The 16,547-nt window shown below is 36.2% G+C and carries 16 protein-coding genes; 10 read left to right on the top strand and 6 right to left on the bottom strand.

All coding sequences use genetic code 11. The annotated features are described in order from the left end of the window. Positions 1-393 precede the first annotated feature (393 nt). Positions 394-2,181 carry a sialidase family protein gene (locus tag ACTTKP_RS02945; RefSeq protein ID WP_442552413.1) on the top strand — a complete coding sequence of 596 codons (1,788 nt, stop codon included), beginning with the start codon at positions 394-396 and terminating at the stop codon, positions 2,179-2,181. Positions 2,182-2,367: 186 nt separating this feature from the next. Here the strand turns inward: ACTTKP_RS02945 and pth are convergent, their stop codons facing one another. Together pth and spoVG are read right to left on the bottom strand one after the other, a co-directional pair. Beyond that, entirely contained in the window at positions 2,368-2,946 is a 579-nt protein-coding gene (gene pth / locus ACTTKP_RS02940) for an aminoacyl-tRNA hydrolase (protein WP_442552412.1), read from the bottom strand. 122 nt (positions 2,947-3,068) lie between these two features. Then, positions 3,069-3,356, bottom strand: a complete 288-nt coding sequence (gene spoVG / locus ACTTKP_RS02935) for a septation regulator SpoVG (protein ID WP_442552411.1) — start codon at positions 3,354-3,356, stop codon at positions 3,069-3,071. A 425-nt stretch (positions 3,357-3,781) separates the two neighbouring features. On the opposite strand from spoVG, the gene murC reads away from it, so the two are divergent. The 7 genes from murC to ACTTKP_RS02900 all read left to right on the top strand — a co-directional run bounded on the left by murC (position 3,782) and on the right by ACTTKP_RS02900 (position 11,727). Beyond that, positions 3,782-5,191: a UDP-N-acetylmuramate--L-alanine ligase gene (murC, locus tag ACTTKP_RS02930; RefSeq protein ID WP_442552410.1), complete on the top strand. Its 1,410-nt coding sequence runs from the start codon at positions 3,782-3,784 to the stop codon at positions 5,189-5,191. A 243-nt stretch (positions 5,192-5,434) separates the two neighbouring features. Continuing rightward, on the top strand, positions 5,435-6,496 hold the full coding sequence (locus tag ACTTKP_RS02925; protein ID WP_442552409.1) for a DnaD domain protein: 1,062 nt from the start codon (positions 5,435-5,437) through the stop codon (positions 6,494-6,496). A gap of 117 nt (positions 6,497-6,613) precedes the next feature. Then, positions 6,614-7,609 (top strand): ATP-binding protein, encoded by a 996-nt coding sequence (locus ACTTKP_RS02920; protein ID WP_442552408.1) that lies wholly within the window; start codon positions 6,614-6,616, stop codon positions 7,607-7,609. Positions 7,610-7,676: 67 nt separating this feature from the next. After that, the gene (locus ACTTKP_RS02915) at positions 7,677-8,849 is read left to right on the top strand and encodes a ribose-phosphate pyrophosphokinase (RefSeq protein WP_442552407.1); all 1,173 of its coding nucleotides are present in this window, start codon (positions 7,677-7,679) and stop codon (positions 8,847-8,849) included. A gap of 161 nt (positions 8,850-9,010) precedes the next feature. Continuing rightward, positions 9,011-9,181 (top strand): DUF362 domain-containing protein, encoded by a 171-nt coding sequence (locus tag ACTTKP_RS02910; protein WP_442552406.1) that lies wholly within the window; start codon positions 9,011-9,013, stop codon positions 9,179-9,181. Between the two features lie 180 nt (positions 9,182-9,361). Next, the gene (locus ACTTKP_RS02905; protein WP_442552405.1) at positions 9,362-10,894 is read left to right on the top strand and encodes a sensor domain-containing diguanylate cyclase; all 1,533 of its coding nucleotides are present in this window, start codon (positions 9,362-9,364) and stop codon (positions 10,892-10,894) included. A gap of 2 nt (positions 10,895-10,896) precedes the next feature. After that, positions 10,897-11,727 carry a GDSL-type esterase/lipase family protein gene (locus ACTTKP_RS02900; protein ID WP_442552404.1) on the top strand — a complete coding sequence of 277 codons (831 nt, stop codon included), beginning with the start codon at positions 10,897-10,899 and terminating at the stop codon, positions 11,725-11,727. Between the two features lie 80 nt (positions 11,728-11,807). On the opposite strand, the gene ACTTKP_RS02895 is transcribed toward ACTTKP_RS02900, so the two are convergent. The 3 genes from ACTTKP_RS02895 to ACTTKP_RS02885 all read right to left on the bottom strand — a co-directional run bounded on the left by ACTTKP_RS02895 (position 11,808) and on the right by ACTTKP_RS02885 (position 14,447). Further along, positions 11,808-12,791, bottom strand: a complete 984-nt coding sequence (locus tag ACTTKP_RS02895) for a diaminopimelate dehydrogenase (RefSeq protein WP_442552403.1) — start codon at positions 12,789-12,791, stop codon at positions 11,808-11,810. Between the two features lie 101 nt (positions 12,792-12,892). Further along, positions 12,893-13,276 carry a VOC family protein gene (locus ACTTKP_RS02890; protein WP_442552402.1) on the bottom strand — a complete coding sequence of 128 codons (384 nt, stop codon included), beginning with the start codon at positions 13,274-13,276 and terminating at the stop codon, positions 12,893-12,895. A gap of 1 nt (position 13,277) precedes the next feature. Then, the gene (locus ACTTKP_RS02885; protein ID WP_442552401.1) at positions 13,278-14,447 is read right to left on the bottom strand and encodes an MFS transporter; all 1,170 of its coding nucleotides are present in this window, start codon (positions 14,445-14,447) and stop codon (positions 13,278-13,280) included. Positions 14,448-14,639: 192 nt separating this feature from the next. Between ACTTKP_RS02885 and ACTTKP_RS02880 the strand changes: the two genes are divergently transcribed. Both ACTTKP_RS02880 and ACTTKP_RS02875 read left to right on the top strand, forming a co-directional pair. Further along, entirely contained in the window at positions 14,640-15,368 is a 729-nt protein-coding gene (locus ACTTKP_RS02880) for a cupin domain-containing protein (protein WP_442552400.1), read from the top strand. Further along, the gene (locus ACTTKP_RS02875) at positions 15,341-15,544 is read left to right on the top strand and encodes a helix-turn-helix domain-containing protein (RefSeq protein ID WP_442552437.1); all 204 of its coding nucleotides are present in this window, start codon (positions 15,341-15,343) and stop codon (positions 15,542-15,544) included. The genes ACTTKP_RS02880 and ACTTKP_RS02875 overlap by 28 nt, the downstream gene beginning before the upstream one ends. Here ACTTKP_RS02875 and ACTTKP_RS02870 read toward each other — a convergent pair. Then, positions 15,541-16,005 (bottom strand): low molecular weight protein-tyrosine-phosphatase, encoded by a 465-nt coding sequence (locus tag ACTTKP_RS02870; RefSeq protein ID WP_442552399.1) that lies wholly within the window; start codon positions 16,003-16,005, stop codon positions 15,541-15,543. The genes ACTTKP_RS02875 and ACTTKP_RS02870 overlap by 4 nt on opposite strands. Between the last annotated feature and the right edge of the window lie 542 nt (positions 16,006-16,547).

Below are 16,547 nucleotides of genomic sequence, written 5' to 3'. Positions count from 1 at the left end.
AAATGGCTACTTACTCATATTTTTTGCGTGTCAAAAGATAATAAATTCTCTTGCAAGCAAGCTTGCATCGAATTTTTATACTTTTGACACTTGTATCATAATATATTTTATCAAATACTATAAGTTTACCAAAATATTTAAAAGTTTCGAACTTTTACATTTATTTATTAATGATGTAAGTATTTTCCAGCTTCAATAAATACTTGAAAATTCTTTCATTCCCTTGTATATATTATGCATATTCTTATCCCTCCCTCACAATTTATATGTGTATATTCTACAGCATTTCAGTTTCTTCTTTCTGTTTCCTCAATTTATATTGCAAATGCAGCCATATCCCTGTTATCTTGAATACAGACATTAATAACAAGCAAAATCGAAAGGAGAATATGTATGAAAAAATTTATTTTCAAAAAGCCCTTCATCTTTCCCCTTGCGTTAACCTTAACTTCCTCAAGCGGAATATCAACTTATGCCGCATATAAACATTACTCTACAAAACCTGCTGACGGAACTTCACATAATCAACCATTTAGTAAAGATCTGGCCGGCAGCAACAGTTACCGCATACCTGCTATGATTACCCTTGAGGGTGGTGCTTATGACGGAAGGATAGTAGCCGCTGCCGATGTAAGATGGAATACTACTTATGATGGTGGTGGTCTTGATACTATGGTAAGCTATTCGGATGATAATGGCAAAAACTGGAACTATTCATTTGTAAACTACCTCGGAGACAACGGTAACATATATAACGGGAAAAATTCCACTTGCTTTATCGATCCTGCCCTTGCTACTGACGGAAAAAAAGTATGGATGCTTTGCGATTTGTATCCTTATGGAGTTGCATTAAACGGCAATATAGAAACCCCTCCTCAGAGAAAATCAGGGTTTGACAGCGAAGGAAACCTCCTGCTTAGTAACGATAATCATAAAAACTATAATTACCATCTAAACCTCAAAGATTTAAAAATATACAAAAACGATACAAAGGAAGCTGTAAATGACTATACCGTAGATACATATTTTAATATAAAAAATGCAGATGGTACAGTAGATACAAATTTATTTTTTAAGGATTCACCTTATAAGGTACAAAGAACAAGTTATCTTTATCTTGTAAGCTCTGATGACGGATGTAAAACTTTCTCCGCACCTAAATTACTTCCACTGAAAAAAGATGCTGAAGAAGCTTATTTGGCAGGTCCGGGCAGAGGCTTATATACCAAAAACGGCAATATCATCTTCCCTTGTTATTATTTTAACCGTACTTCCGGTAGAACAGTAGAAAAAACAAGTTTTGTATACTCCACAGATAATGGAGAAAATTGGCATAGAAGTGAAGATATGCCGGTAGGTACCAACAGTTCTGAAAGTACCGTAATAGAACTTCCTAACGGTAACCTAAGGTTCTTCTATCGTCATTACTCCAATACAAAACTTAAATATATTGATGCAGAATTTTCACAGGATACCTTAACATATAACTGGAAGAGTGAGGTACAGACCGATATTACCGTAAACTCCAATACACAGATGTCCGCTATAGTATATTCATCGCCTATAAATAACAAAACTGCCTTTCTCTTAACCTGTCCTACCGGTCCTAATGAAAATGGATCAACTTTATCAAAGGGTGAGCCGTACTCAAAAGGTGGTCAGCGTCTTAACGGAAAGATATTTGTAGGATTCTTAAATGATGATAACGACAATACTGTCGAATGGCTTCCTAATCCTATGAGAGTAGGTGAACTTAACTCAGAATTTATGTATTCCTGCCTGACTGAACTTAATGACGGAAACATAGCTTTATTGTATGAAAACCACCAAAACGGCTGGGGTTCAGGAGATGATAAATACTTTACAATGACCTATAAAACCTACAATTTATCTTATGTTATACCTAACGCTTATGTAGGAAGTTTCGCATTTAAGGAACAGCTCCAAAAAGCTGAAGCTATAAGTGAAGAACGCTATACCAAGAGTTCTTATAAAAAACTTGCCGAAATTATCACAAAGGCTAAAGAAGGTTTAGCTAATAAAGAGCCAAAAGAAAAACTTGAAGAATATGCGTCTGAGATAGAAGCTGCCATTAAAGGGCTTCAAAAGAGAGCCGATTTAACCAAAGCTAAGGCTATATTTGAAAAAGCCATTGAAAAAGATAAAGAAAAAGGCAAATAAGCTTAAATCAGGTAAATTTAGCGTAACAATAAGTATTGACGGAAAGAAGCTAAGTAACAAAGCAGTTACAAATCTTAAATTAAAGATAAAATAGATTTTTCTCGTTATTAAACTACTCCCCCTGCCAAAGCAGAGGGAGCTTATATTTTACTGCGTTATTTAATTTCGGCTACTTCTATACTTCTGTTACAGCTCTATCTTTATCCCATTGTACTTATTCATAGCTGCCTCTGCCCCCTCTTTCATTATAGTTACAACTGCTGCCCCTGCAACTTCTATAACCTTTCTTATGAGCGGTTCCGTGTCTCGGTCAAAACCTGAAAGCACATGATTGGCAAGATCAGCCCCCTCAGGCTTCCCTCCTACACCGATTTTGATACGAATAAATTCATTACTGCCAAGATGCGAAATAATACTCTTAATTCCATTATGCCCGCCTGCACTTCCCTTAACTCTTATCCTTATATTCCCGGGTGCCAGGTCTATATCATCCTGTATGATTATCACCTCTTCGCTTGCATCCGCCTTATAAAAATTTACCGCCTCTCCTATCGCCTCTCCGGAAAGGTTCATGTAGGTCTGCGGTTTCATAAGAAGCACCTTCTCCCCCTCTATAAACCCCTGTCCGAGTTTTGACTTAAAACCTGTCTTTGAAATTCCTACATTATATTTATCAGATAAATAAGTAATCACATCAAATCCTATATTGTGCCTTGTTCCTGCATACTTCCTATCCGGATTGCCTAAGCCTGCTACTATATACATAATTCCCTTCTTTCTTAGAATCGCTATAATTTCATAATAATTATACACCATAATATATTTTTTTGCATTAAAAAAAGGAGGCCTCAAGACCTCCCGATTCATTACTATTTCTCAATCAACCTTTATACCGCTTCTTCCTTAACCGGAAATTCCATCCAATTTCCATTTTCATACTCTGTGACAATTGACTTCTGAAGTCTTTCCCTTGTCTCTGAATTAATTGGATGAGCAATATCATGATACTCACCGTCATTTGTCTTCCTGCTAGGCATTGCTATGAAAAGACCTTTATCACCATCAATAATCTTAATGTCATGAACAACGAACTCACCATCAATTGTGATAGAAGCAACTGCTTTCAACTTACCTTCCTTAGCAACTTTTCTGATTCTAATATCTGTAATATTCATACTGTGACCTCCTGATTCTGTCTGACAGTAATGCTTCCCTGCCACTGCGTCTAAGCTGCAAACCAGAATCTGCCCCTTAGCCTTAGCCTTAGCCTTAGCCTTAGCCTTAGCCTTAGCCTTAGCCTTAGCACTTTCTAATTTGAATTATATTATAGCATGCTTTAGCAAAAATTACTATTGATATAAATATGCATTAATTATGAGTTTTTTAACATTGTTTTGTTTATTTTTATTGTAATTTTGGCATTTTCTTATCATAAAAATGACCATATGGTCTTTTAATGAATATTGTCGATAGACTTACTATCCATGCATATTTAATCTTGATTACACTTAATAAATTCTCAGCTTTATTTTGCCATTAAAGCTCATTTATGCTATAATATAAGCATATTAGAATATATATTTATAAAAGAGGTATAATTATGCATAAATTAGACTTGAATATTAACTCTACTCCGGTTTACTTCATAGGCATTGGAGGAATCAGTATGAGTGGAATAGCTGAGCTTTTTCTTGACAAGGGCTTTAAAGTGTCCGGTTCAGATCTTCACGAATCTGCTGTTACCAAAAGACTTGAGCAGCTTGGAATTACAGTTTATTATTCGCAGGAGGCTAAAAATATTACACCCGACATTGGTCTGGCTATATATACAGCAGCTATTCACGAGGATAATCCCGAGCTTGTAAAGGCAAAAGAGCTTGGCATACCTATGATGGAAAGGGCTGAGTGTCTTGGACAGATAATGAGCCACTATAAAAATGCAGTTGCAGTTGCCGGTACTCATGGCAAGACTACTACTACCTCAATGCTTTCCTATGTTTATCTTGAAGCGGATCTTGACCCTACCGTATCTGTCGGAGGAATACTTAGCGGTATTCATGGCAATATGCGTCTTGGCAAGTCTGAAAACTTCATTATGGAAGCCTGCGAATATGCTAACAGTTTCTTAAGCTTCACACCTACTACAGCCGTAGTATTAAATGTTGAAGCTGAACATTTGGACTTTTTTGGCACACTGGAAAACGAAAGACTCTCTTTCACTAAGTTCATAGATCTGCTCCCCGCAAATGGACTGCTTGTTATAAACAACGAAATAGAAGATAGCGAAAATCTCGTTAAAAATACCGGTATAAGAGTAGTAACTTATGGACTAAAAGCCTTTAATGCAAAAGAGCCTGATTATACAGCTAAGAATATAATCTATAACGATTTTGGCTGTGCCTGTTATGAACTGATTGTAAGAGGTGAAAACAAAGGTCTTATAGAACTCTCCGTCACAGGAGAACATAATGTATCAAATTCACTGGCAGTAATTGCTGCAAGCCTTGAACCGTCAGAAATTTATAAAGCCGGAATTTCTCTTGATAAAATAAGGCAGGGCATTAAAAAATACACCGGAACTGACCGCCGTTTCCAGTACAAAGGAAAAAGAGACGGTTACACAATAGTAGATGACTATGCACACCATCCTACCGAAATCAGAGCTACCCTTGAAGCTGCAAAACGAGTCAAGCATAATCGCCTTATTATAGCCTTCCAGCCACACCTCTACTCAAGGACTAAAACCTTTCTCAGGGAATTTGCAGATGTACTTTCCCTTGCCGACATAGTTGTCTTTGCAGAAATCTATGCAGCAAGAGAAGAAAATCCCGGAAATATCTCCTCCGATAACATAAGAAAAATAATGTCCGAAAATGGACATGAGGCGTATTTTTTCAAAACTTTTGAAGAAATAGAAAATTTTCTTATCCACACCTGTAAACCTGATGATCTGTTGATAACCATGGGAGCCGGAGATATAGTAAAAGTAGGGGAAAATATGTTAAAATAAATCTTATCCACAATATCCACAGTAAAAATTTATTATAAATTTTTTTACTGTGGATTTTTATTCGTTTTCTTCACAATTTTATCCACATGTTTTTCTGCTCCAAAACTTATAATTTTTATAACAATCCACAAACTTATCCACATTATCCACATTTTTTAACTATATCCCATCAAAACTGCCATCTATTTTATTTTTAAGAATCTTGTGATATACTCCTTGTAACAGCAGACCGGGAGGGATATTATGTCAGAGATAAACTTAAGCATGGCTATCAATACAGGAGTTACTGTAATTTCAAATGCTTTCATCGAGCGTTTTATAAATGAGGCAAATGCCTCGCATATCAGGTTCTACTTATACCTTATGTACTATTCTCAGAATCACAGAAGCTTTTCTATCAGTTCTGCCTGTGATTTCCTTGAGGACAGTGAAAAGGATATAATCCGTTCCATCAATTATTGGGAAAAGCAGGGGCTCTTTAAAGTCACCAGAGCAGATGAAAATACCATAACTGCCATACGCATCTCAGATGTATCAGGTATCCCTGATGAAAACTCTACAATGTCATCAGATATTCAGTCTGAAACATCTTTGTATGATGACGGTGATGAGGATGAAACCATTTTCACTAATCCCCAACCGGTCAACATAACTGAATTAGACCTTACTCAGGTGCTATACAAGGCAGGAGAACTTGCCGGCAGACCCTTGTCCAGTTCAGAAATAGACTTTATTTGTGAATTAAATGAAAGACTTAAGTTTACAACAGAACTGATCATTTACCTTTATGAATACTGTTGCATAACTAAAGGAATCAATCGCTTTAAATATATAGAAAGTGTAGCCCTCGCTTGGGCTGATAAAGATCTTCTCACTGTAGATGCCGCTAAGTCTGAGGCAGAAGTGTTCAATACTGAAAATGCTACAGTTATGAAAGCTTTCGGTCTTTCACGCCTTCCCGGAGCATCCGAAAAGCAATATATTACTAAATGGTTTCATTCATATAATATGTCTGTTGAAATGGTAGCTGAAGCTTGCAGCCGCACCCTTATACAGCTTTCAAAACCCGACTTTAAATACACTGACGGAATACTGAAAAACTGGTTCAAAAGCGGACTGGCCAATCTTGATGATGTGAAAAATGGAGATAAGGCACATTATGCTGCAAAACAGAATCTCAAAGTTGTAAACAGCTCAAATCCTAAGCCTGTTTATAACCGTTTTAATAATTTTGTGCAAAGAGAATACAGCAACGAAAAAATGGAAGACCTTACAAATAAATTACTTGAGAAAAGCATAATTTAACCCAAATTATTCAAATAATTACTATTATTCGTAAGAAATTTTAATATGAACTTGTATTTTTTTAATCATTTTTACTTGAATATTTTGACAAATCTTTTATAATATTAAGGTGGTTTTATGGGACTTACTAATTCTGAATATGAAGCTGTAATGCGTGAGTATGATAACATACGATATAAAACAGCAGAACTTCGACAACGGCATACTGACGAAGTTTTTAATAAAGTGCCTGAGATTAAAAAACTGGAAGATGAAATAATAACCGATTTTACAAATCTTGCTAAAGATGCTTTATTCCTTACACATAATGATTATCTTGTGGCCAAGGAAAATATTGATAAAAAAATAACAAGGTTTAATGTAAAAAAACAGGAACTTCTCGTCCAAAATGGTTTTCCAAAAGACTACTTAAACCATATATATAACTGCCCTGTTTGCAAAGATACCGGTTTTATAGACGGAGCTAAGTGTGAATGTTTTAAAGCTATAGTATCAAAATTAGCCTATTCTCAATCCGGTATTTATATGATGGCAGATGAAGACGCAAACTTCAGCCGATTTGTTGAAACTTATTACCCTGATGATGACTTTGACAAAAATACTAAGCTTAGTTCAAGAGGAAATGCTCTTAATGCATTGGCAAATTTGAAAAACATGGCTGATGATTTTGATAATAATGCACATAGTTTTGTAATATATGGTGGAGTTGGAGTTGGAAAAACTTTCCTCGCCTCCTGTCTTACAAATTCACTTATAAAAAACGGTTATTCAGTTGTATTTTTAACTGCTTTCAAATTTGTCAAAATATTCGAGGATAATACCTTTCACTATAATGATACAGAAGATGGGAAAATAATACCTTCTACCGATCCTATCTTTACTTGTGATTTACTGGTTATTGATGATATAGGAACTGAAGTTGCCAATGCGTTTACTATTTCAAGACTTTTTGACTGCATAAACGAAAGGATATTGTATAACAGACCTACAATATTATCCTCGAACTGGAATCCTGCTCAAATAAAAGCAAATTATGGCGACCGTATCTTTTCAAGACTTGCAAAGCATTACAAATTTTTAAAGCTGACCGGGGAAGACATAAGGACATTTTGACAAGGGTTATTCACCTAAGGGGTGATAATCATAAATACAAATTACCTTCAAGATAAGGAGAAGAACAATGCCAAAAGAAGATTATATCGAGACTATTCCTGTGGGACCTCTTGGTATCATTTCACTGAAAGGCTGCTCTAAATTAGGCAGCGCTGTTGAAGATTACATAGTTAGCTGGAGGGATGGTAGAAATAATGAACACACCTCTACACTTGCTTTTTCCGGTTATCAGAAAAAATCCTATCATGTCGAGGCAAAGTGTCCTCGTTTTGGAAGTGGAGAGGCAAAATGTACTATTACCAGCACCGTAAGAGGCTTGGATCTCTACATTCTTGTAGATGTATGTAATTATAGTATTACCTACAATATGAACGGATATGAAAACCATATGTCACCTGATGACCATTATCAGGATTTAAAAAGAGTGATAATGGCTTGTGCCGGCAAAGCACATAGGATAACTGTAATCATGCCTTTCCTCTATGAAGGTCGCCAGCATAAGCGTTCCGGCAGAGAATCCCTTGATTGTGCAGTTGCTCTTCAGGAACTTATACACATGGGTGTGGATAGTATAATCACTTTTGATGCACATGACCCAAGAGTGCAGAATGCAATCCCTCTTAACAACTTTGATACTATTATGCCTACTTACCAGTTCATTAAGGGTATACTTAAAAATGTGCCTGATGTAAAGATGAACGCTGATAATATGATGATAATAAGTCCGGATGAAGGTGCTATGAATAGAGCTGTATATTTTGCAGGCGTACTCGGAGTAGATGTAGGTATGTTCTACAAGCGTCGTGATTATGCTACTATAGTAAATGGTAAAAACCCTATTGTAGCTCATGAATATCTTGGTAGAAAACTTGATGGAAAAGATGTAATCATCGTAGATGATATGATTTCTTCAGGTGAAAGTATGCTTGATGTAGCAACAGAGCTTAAGAAAAGAAATGCAGGTCGCATCTTTGTAGCTTCTACTTTCGGTCTCTTTACTAACGGACTTGAAAAATTTGACAAGGCTTATGAAGACGGTCTCATCCACAAGGTTATTACAACCAACCTCGTATATCAGACACCTGAGCTTCTTTCCCGTCCATACTATATAAGTGCAGACATGAGTAAGTATGTTGCTCTTATAATAGATAAACTTAATCATGATTCTTCAATCAGCGAGCTTTTAAGTCCAACAGAGAGAATTAAGAGCATACTTAAGAAATATGGACAGATTCAATAATACCGTCCGTTTTGGCTCACATTTGAAAATAATACTCATTTTCTAAATTGACTGATTTTTTAATAAATTGTTGTGTTTTTTGGTAAAATTTACTTGTAAAACTTGCTTAAACTATGTATACTATCCTTGAAGTATATTAATATTTAAGGAGGTAAATACCAATGGCACATGTAATTAATGACGAGTGTATCAGCTGTGGCGCTTGTGCTTCTGTCTGTCCTGTAGAGTGTATTTCAGAAGGTGCTGAACATTATGAAGTAGATGGTTCTGCTTGTGTAGATTGTGGCGCTTGCGAGGAATCTTGCCCAACAGGAGCTATTTTTCAGGAATAAATTATTATTAAGAAGGCACTGGGTCATTTGTGGCTCAGTGCTTTTCTTTTTGAATAAGAAATTGCTTCGAAATTCCCCTTGAAGAAAACCTGCTCCTAAAGATATGTACACTTTTTTGTTTACAATCCCGATAAATTATGGCATCATATAGTTATACAATACCATAAAAGGGGTAAATACATGGATAATACTAAACTAAAATCCTCCAAGCAGATTGCACTTATCTGCCTTGTCATTATTGTAGCCTTTGCTGCAAGTGCCCTCATGTTCGCAATATCAAGTATTAAAAACACCGGTGCCTATGTAGAGCATACTACAGATATGACTGCCATGAATATAATAAGAGAACTTGATATGGGAATGGCCTCATCAGTACGGACTGCAAAGGCGATGGCTGAAAATTCTTTTGTTGTAGACTGGGCAAAAAAAGAAAACTCTCATGCAAGTGACCCTGAATATACAAAAAAACTTTATGACTATCTTAAAACTTCTTATCAGGAGAATAATTATAACTTTGTGTTTTATGCATCCAAAGAGACCGGTACTATCTACTATCAAGATGGTATAAGTCTCAAGATGTCAAATTATAATACAGAGGATAGATGGCTTTATGACTTTATGTCCTCGAACCTTCAATACCGGTTCACACTCAATCCTTTCAAAGCAAGCTCCGGCGATGCAACACTGCTAATTATCTACAAGCTCACAGACGGTTCAAAAAAGACTCTTGGAACCATTGGCATAAGCATCAATCTTGCAATGATGGAAAATAGTATTTTAGAGCTTGGAAATTACTATAATGTCGGTATAGCCTTTACAGATTTGGATGGTAATGTTCTTATTTCCAAAGAATATTCCCTGCCGGAAGGTTCAAATATCTTTGCCAAAGACGGACTTTTTGGTGATATTGATAACACTCAACTTATGCCTGTTGAAGGTGCATTCACTGTGAAATGGATAGGTCAGAATGATATATTTAATATAAATAAGCAATTCTGTGAACTAAGATATATCAAAGCTTTTAACTGGTATCTGGTAGTGTATGGAAGCGGCGAAGCCATAATGCTTGCAAATAGAAATCAGCTATTCTTACAGCTCGGTTTGCTTGCCCTTTTGCTTTTACTCATGATTGCTGTTATAATTAATACAATTTCTCAGTACCGAAACCGTATTATATCTCTTGCTACAATGGATGAACTTACAAAAATTATGAATCGCAAATCATTTATGGCAAGATTTGAATACTTTTCAAAACAACACTTACTGGAAGGCGGTCATCTTTTCCTCATTGACATAGACTTTTTTAAGACTATAAATGATACCTTGGGGCATGCTGCAGGTGATGAGGCTCTTTCATTCTTAGCCGAAAAACTCACAGCCTGCATTGGCAAGGACGGATTCATAGCAAGGTGGGGTGGAGATGAATTTATAGGAATATTCTTTTCTACAATAAAAGACCCTCTCGCACAAATAAGAGCCCTATCCGCTGAGCTTGACGAATCGGAGACAGGTAAAAGGCTCCATCTTACTCTCAGTGTAGGAATTGCACCTATAGAAGCCGGCTTGCCCCTCAATAAAGAAGTAGAAAAAGCTGATATTGCACTATACACTTCCAAGAAAAACGGCAGAAATCAAGCAACCATGTACCATGAAAGTCAAACCGGAGCAGAACCGGAATATAGTAAGGAGCTAATTGAAAATTCTAAAAAATAGATATGAAGAAGAAAAAGAAAATTAAATTTATACTAATCGCACTAATAATCGCTATAATAATTGAATTGGGAGTAATTATCTCAATTAAAGCCTATCAACTAATTATGGAAACTGCAAAAATAAATAATAGAGAAATAGTTTTACAAAAATCACAAAAAAAAGAAACTACAGATACCATTGTTTCATCAAAAAACATCTCCTCTTCCTCTGATAAACCTGCTCAAAATGAAGACAAAAATCTTGAACTTGGCACTGTAGATATTTCATATTTTGATGATGCCCTCTTTTTGGGAGATAGCCGTACAGTAGGACTTAGGGCATTCGGAAACTTTACTAACTCATCTTATTTTGCAAAGACCGGAATAAGTGTGAATTCATTTTTTATGTACCCCGCCTTAGACGAAGAAACGGGACTTAGCTTGGAAAGAACTCTTTTTCTTCGCCAATATAAAAAAATCTACATTATGATAGGGGTAAATGATGCAGCTCAAGTACCTTTAACGGAATTCGAATCCGAATTTTTTGATGCTATTGAAAAAATCAGAGAAATACAGCCGGATGCAAGGATTTACATCCAGTCCATACTGGGGGTTACTAAAAACAAAGAAATAAATGATCCTTATCATTATAACAATGAACGGGTACTTGAAAGAAATGCTCTATTAAAATCTAAATGTGATGGTGATAAACTTATATATCTAAATGTATTTTCGGCTTTTGCTGATGCTGAAGGATATCTGAGCCGTGAATGTTCCTCAGATGGACTCCATTTGAATAGTTCAAATTATAGTTCCTGGTGCGAATATTTAATGAATAATGCAATACCTGACTAAACTAATTTTTACTGAAATTTTTATGCGAATAAAATAGACTCCTGTAAATGTAGAAATCTCCACATTTACAGGAGTCTTTATTATAACATTGTCTTTCTTAGCTCTTCAGGACTTAACGCACTAAGATAAGCAGGTGCAATATCAAATACCGTCTTGCATCCGCTCACACCTTCTGCTGCAAGTTTATAAGCCGCTCTTACATATGCCGTAATCACTGACCCTGTAAACTCAGGATTTGAATCCAGCTTGAGGCTGTACTCAACTATGTGCTTATGCTCCCTGTCAAATCCTGTCACACCGCTTCTAACTACAAAACCACCATGTGGAAGTCCTGAGTGATCTCTCTTCATTTCCTCTTCAGAAATAAAATGTACTGTAGTATAGTAATCTGCAAAATAATTAGGCATATTAATAATTTCACTCTCAATAGCTGCCTTATCCGCACCCTCTTCCACTACTACAAAACATTCTCTTGTATGCTTATCCCTAACTAAAAGAGACGGATTCTCACCGCTTCTTACACGATTTACCGCTTCTTCCACAGGAATGGTATACTGTCTTGCATCTTTTACTCCATCTATCCTTCTGATAGCATCAGAATGTCCCTGACTTACACCCTTACCCCAAAATGTATAGTTCTCTCCTTCAGGCAACACTGATGTAGAAATCATCCTAAGCAAAGAAAACATCCCCGGATCCCAACCTACTGAGATAATTCCTACCTTACCTGCTTCCTTAGCTGCCTTATCAACATTTGCAAAATGCTCAGGTATCCTTGCATGTGTATCAAAACTGTCCACCACATTAAAATACTTGACATACTCTGGGGTTTGCTCCGGCAAATCTGTTGCACTTCCTCCTCCAAGTACCAATACATCAATCTTATCCTTATACTCCATAAGTTCTGCCGTACTAAGAACCTGCACTCCGCTATGTGTTTTAATGCTTTCAGGATTTCTCCTGGTAAATACTGCAACCAACTCCATATCCTTATTCTGAGCTATGGCACTTTCTACTCCCTTAGAAAGATTGCCATATCCCAATATTCCTACTCTTATACTCATCTTTACCTCCTTGTTCCCAATTATTGACAACTCTTACCATAATTACAAATTACAATTCCATCTAAATTTCAATAACTTTAAATGTTTATTTTCAACATTTATCAAACTGTAATTTCAATCTGATTCCCCTCTATTCCCAAAATACAGCTTTCATAATAGCCATCCCCTGTAGTCCTTGGACCACTCAAAACTTCATATCCATCTTCATGAAGCCTATTTGTAATTTCGTCTACCTTTTCTTTACTTCCGGCAGAAAATGCTAAGTGAATATAACCTGTTCTGTTAACTCCCTTGCCCACATCTTCCATATCAGGTCTATTCATAATCTCAAGCCGTGCTCCATCTTCAAAGCTTATGAAATATGACTTAAAATCGGTTTTTTTATTATAATAAATGTCATTAGCCTTCCCGTCAAGATATTTTATAAAAAATTCCTTTACTCCCTCAAGGTCATTTACATACATTGCTATATGTTCTATTTTCATATCATTTTACCTCCGCCTTCCTCAGTTTATAATATGCCATTTCAAGCATTACGAAATTTATTATTGCGAAAATCAACAGATAAACCGGCATTATGCTTATACCTGTTTTTTCCTGTAACACACCAAATACCATGGGCATAAAGGTGCTTCCGACATAAGCTGAGGCCATCTGAAGTCCGATTGCCGCCGCACTGTATTTCTTGCCAAAATTTATAGGAGCCATATGTTGGATGGCAGGATATACAGGTCCCATACCTGTACCGATTACAACAAAGCCGACCGCTGCAACCATATAGTTTGATGCAGGCAAAAATACCATAATTATTCCGAGTAATTCTATAAAAATTCCTATACGGATAAGTTTTCTGTCGCCAATCTTATTAGAAATAAAACCTGAAATCAGCCTTCCAAGCATTAACCCACCAAAAATCAATGAGCCAAATGAGGCAATCGTCTCTGCACTAAGTCCTTCCTTTGTGCCTGCAAAGTAACTCGGTGTCCAAAGAAAACAGGTAGCTTCACCTGCACAATAGGCATAAAATGCCACCAAGGTGAAAATGATTGCAGGTACCTTAAGTGCTTCTCTTATGCCGACACTATCGCTATGGTCTTCTTCCTCATCTTTACCATTTGCTTTCCAAAGAGGGAGAGAAAATATACATATAAGCAAAATTAACATCTGAATATAGGATGTACAGCTATAGCCTTCATTCCACCTTGCATATTTAAGTGCAAGTGCCATAATATAAGGGCTTATAACTGCACCTACTCCATAAAAACAATGCAGGAAATTCATAACTGAACCTGAAAAATTATTGGCTACATAGTGATTAACAGAAGCATCAATAGCTCCTGCTCCAAGTCCGTATGGAACTGCAAATAAAAACAGCATCCAGTATTCTCCACAGACAGAAAATCCTAATAGTCCGATTATTGTTAAACCAATCGACACTATAGTAATCCATTTTGTATGAAACTTCTTTATCATTCTTGGACTCAAAAGAGCTGAAATTATTGTCATAAAAGATATTGTCATAGATACATAACCTGCATAAGACGAAGGTACTAAAAATGCCTTCTGCATCTGTGGCCAACCTGAACCAAGTAGGGAGTCAGGCAATCCGAGACTTATAAAGATTAGATAAATAACTACTAAAAGTAATGAAACCATAAATTTCCTCCATATTTATTTAGTCCAAATTATTCACAAAAAAAGATTTGTAACTTATTTCAGAATAATTGGGCAATGATTTTCTTGACCTCTTAGGATTATATCGTATAATACTAATAAGTACATAGCATTTTATCACCAAATTTGAGATATACTATAGGATTATTTCGTCAAATTTAAGGAGAAACATTTATGGCATTATCATATTCAGTTGATAAAACAGATAGTAGTGGAAGAGAACTTCTTACCTATGGAACCTCGGACTTTCCCATAGCATTTTTTGACGATGACCTGACTAAGGTCAAGGTTCCCTGGCATTGGCATGATGAACTTGAAATTATAATAATAACAGAAGGTTCTGTCTCTGTACAAATAGCAAACAGCAGCTTTGTATTAAATAAAGGTGAGGGATATTTTTTAAATAGTGGAATTCTTCACTCTGCAAAGCTTTTATCCCCTAACGGACATCAGCGTGCTCTGATATTTTCTCCTGAAATTGCAGCTCATTGCGAGGACATGGTATGGAAAACTTATATAAAACCAATACTTAAAAAACAGGCTTTGCCCTTTATAAAGCTAAGCCCTAACATTTCATGGCAGAACAATATTCTACAGCTGTCTAACGATACTTGGCTTAATGGTGCTTATGAGAAAACCGACTATCCAATCATAGTCCGTCATAACCTGACCAGAATTTTCAGTCTTATTAAAAGTCATATATACTTGCTTGAAAATGAAACAGAGTTCACCGACAAAGCCAAGCAGGATGAACTCCGTATCAAAAAAATATTGCTTTTTATTGAGAATAATTATCCCACAACGATTACAATAGTTGACATTGCAAAGAGTGGAGATATAAGTATAAGTTCCTGCCTTCGTTTGTTTAAAGAGATATTAAAACTACTCCAATACAATATCTGATTAAATATCGTCTACAAAAAGCAGTTGAGGCATTTTACAGCCTTGAAGGCAGAAGCATAGGTGATATTGCCTATTCCTGCGGTTTCTCTGATGCAACCTATTTTAACAGATGCTTCAAAAAGGAGTTTGGTTGTACACCTACGGAGTATATTGTAGCGAAACTTAACAATGGTTAGATCTTATTTTTTGAGGTTAACTCACTTAACAGTCCCTGACAGCCTTCAAGCACATCTCTATAGGTTATATCAAAGTCTCCTGTATACCAAGGATCGGCTATGTCTCCTGACTTTCCTGCAAAAGACAGAAGTTTGCTTATCTTATTTTGAGGATCACTTTTTAAGATTCTGTCGAGGTTTCTGATGTTGTTTGTGTCCATGGCTATAATGTAGTCAAATTTCCCATAGTCTGCTTTAGTTATCTGTGTAGATGTATGAGGCAGGACAGGAACTCCGACTTCTCTCAGCTTCTTCACTGTGCCATAGTGAGTGGATTCTCCGAGAGCCTCTGTGCTAGTGGCTTTTGAGTCTATGAAGAAACTGTCTGCAAGACCTGCTTTATTAACAAGGTCCTGGAATACGAAATGTGCCATTGTGCTGCGGCAGATGTTGCCATGGCAGATAAAAAGTACGCTAGTCATTAAATTTTTCCTCCTAAAATGCAGTGAATTGCCCTAATTTGCAAGGTTTTGACAGGTCTATAAAATAGGGTTAAATCTACATATATTTTGGCTAATCAGCAAAATAAGGCAAATCGTAGCAAAATGTAGTAGTCATTCGTAGTCAAATCGTAGTCAACGATAGGGGTGTTGACTACTCACTTTTTAACGGTAGTATCGTTAAAGGGGTTTCAATTTGAGGGGGTATCGTTATAAGGTCTGAACCAATGCTTTTATTTTACCAAATAAATATAGATTTGATAAGGCTTAATACAGAAAAAACAGGCGGCATTTTGCTTTGCCACCTGCTATAAAGTTATATGAAAATGTAATTGTCTTTTGTTATGGAATTTGCTTGTTATTAGGCATCATACTATCTAATTCCTTGCTTTGCTTAAATTTTGGATTAAGCAATTCTGAGTAGGTTTACAAACCGGGATTTGTGCTACCATTCCTCACGAAGAATTCGCATCATAACAAAATCGCTGTACTCACCGTCATAGAAATATCCTTGTTCCTGTATG

This window comes from Catonella sp. (assembly GCF_052169795.1).
Taxonomy (GTDB): Bacteria; Bacillota; Clostridia; order Lachnospirales; family Lachnospiraceae; genus Catonella.
Note: the sequence above shows the minus strand (reverse complement) of the source record. Positions and strands in the feature narration are given on the sequence as shown.

Excerpts from the sequence above, each read along its gene's own strand:
- pth (WP_442552412.1), bottom strand. The coding sequence starts at position 2,946 with ATGTATATAGTAGCAGGCTTAGGCAATCCGGATAGGAAGTATGCAGGA.
- ACTTKP_RS02905 (WP_442552405.1), top strand. The coding sequence starts at position 9,362 with ATGGATAATACTAAACTAAAATCCTCCAAGCAGATTGCACTTATCTGC.
- ACTTKP_RS02895 (WP_442552403.1), bottom strand. The coding sequence starts at position 12,791 with ATGAGTATAAGAGTAGGAATATTGGGATATGGCAATCTTTCTAAGGGA.
- ACTTKP_RS02915 (WP_442552407.1), top strand. The coding sequence starts at position 7,677 with ATGCCAAAAGAAGATTATATCGAGACTATTCCTGTGGGACCTCTTGGT.
- ACTTKP_RS02900 (WP_442552404.1), top strand. The coding sequence starts at position 10,897 with ATGAAGAAGAAAAAGAAAATTAAATTTATACTAATCGCACTAATAATC.
- ACTTKP_RS02880 (WP_442552400.1), top strand. The coding sequence starts at position 14,640 with ATGGCATTATCATATTCAGTTGATAAAACAGATAGTAGTGGAAGAGAA.
- ACTTKP_RS02890 (WP_442552402.1), bottom strand. The coding sequence starts at position 13,276 with ATGAAAATAGAACATATAGCAATGTATGTAAATGACCTTGAGGGAGTA.
- ACTTKP_RS02920 (WP_442552408.1), top strand. The coding sequence starts at position 6,614 with ATGGGACTTACTAATTCTGAATATGAAGCTGTAATGCGTGAGTATGAT.
- ACTTKP_RS02870 (WP_442552399.1), bottom strand. The coding sequence starts at position 16,005 with ATGACTAGCGTACTTTTTATCTGCCATGGCAACATCTGCCGCAGCACA.
- ACTTKP_RS02910 (WP_442552406.1), top strand. The coding sequence starts at position 9,011 with ATGGCACATGTAATTAATGACGAGTGTATCAGCTGTGGCGCTTGTGCT.
- spoVG (WP_442552411.1), bottom strand. The coding sequence starts at position 3,356 with ATGAATATTACAGATATTAGAATCAGAAAAGTTGCTAAGGAAGGTAAG.
- ACTTKP_RS02925 (WP_442552409.1), top strand. The coding sequence starts at position 5,435 with ATGTCAGAGATAAACTTAAGCATGGCTATCAATACAGGAGTTACTGTA.
- murC (WP_442552410.1), top strand. The coding sequence starts at position 3,782 with ATGCATAAATTAGACTTGAATATTAACTCTACTCCGGTTTACTTCATA.
- ACTTKP_RS02885 (WP_442552401.1), bottom strand. The coding sequence starts at position 14,447 with ATGGTTTCATTACTTTTAGTAGTTATTTATCTAATCTTTATAAGTCTC.
- ACTTKP_RS02945 (WP_442552413.1), top strand. The coding sequence starts at position 394 with ATGAAAAAATTTATTTTCAAAAAGCCCTTCATCTTTCCCCTTGCGTTA.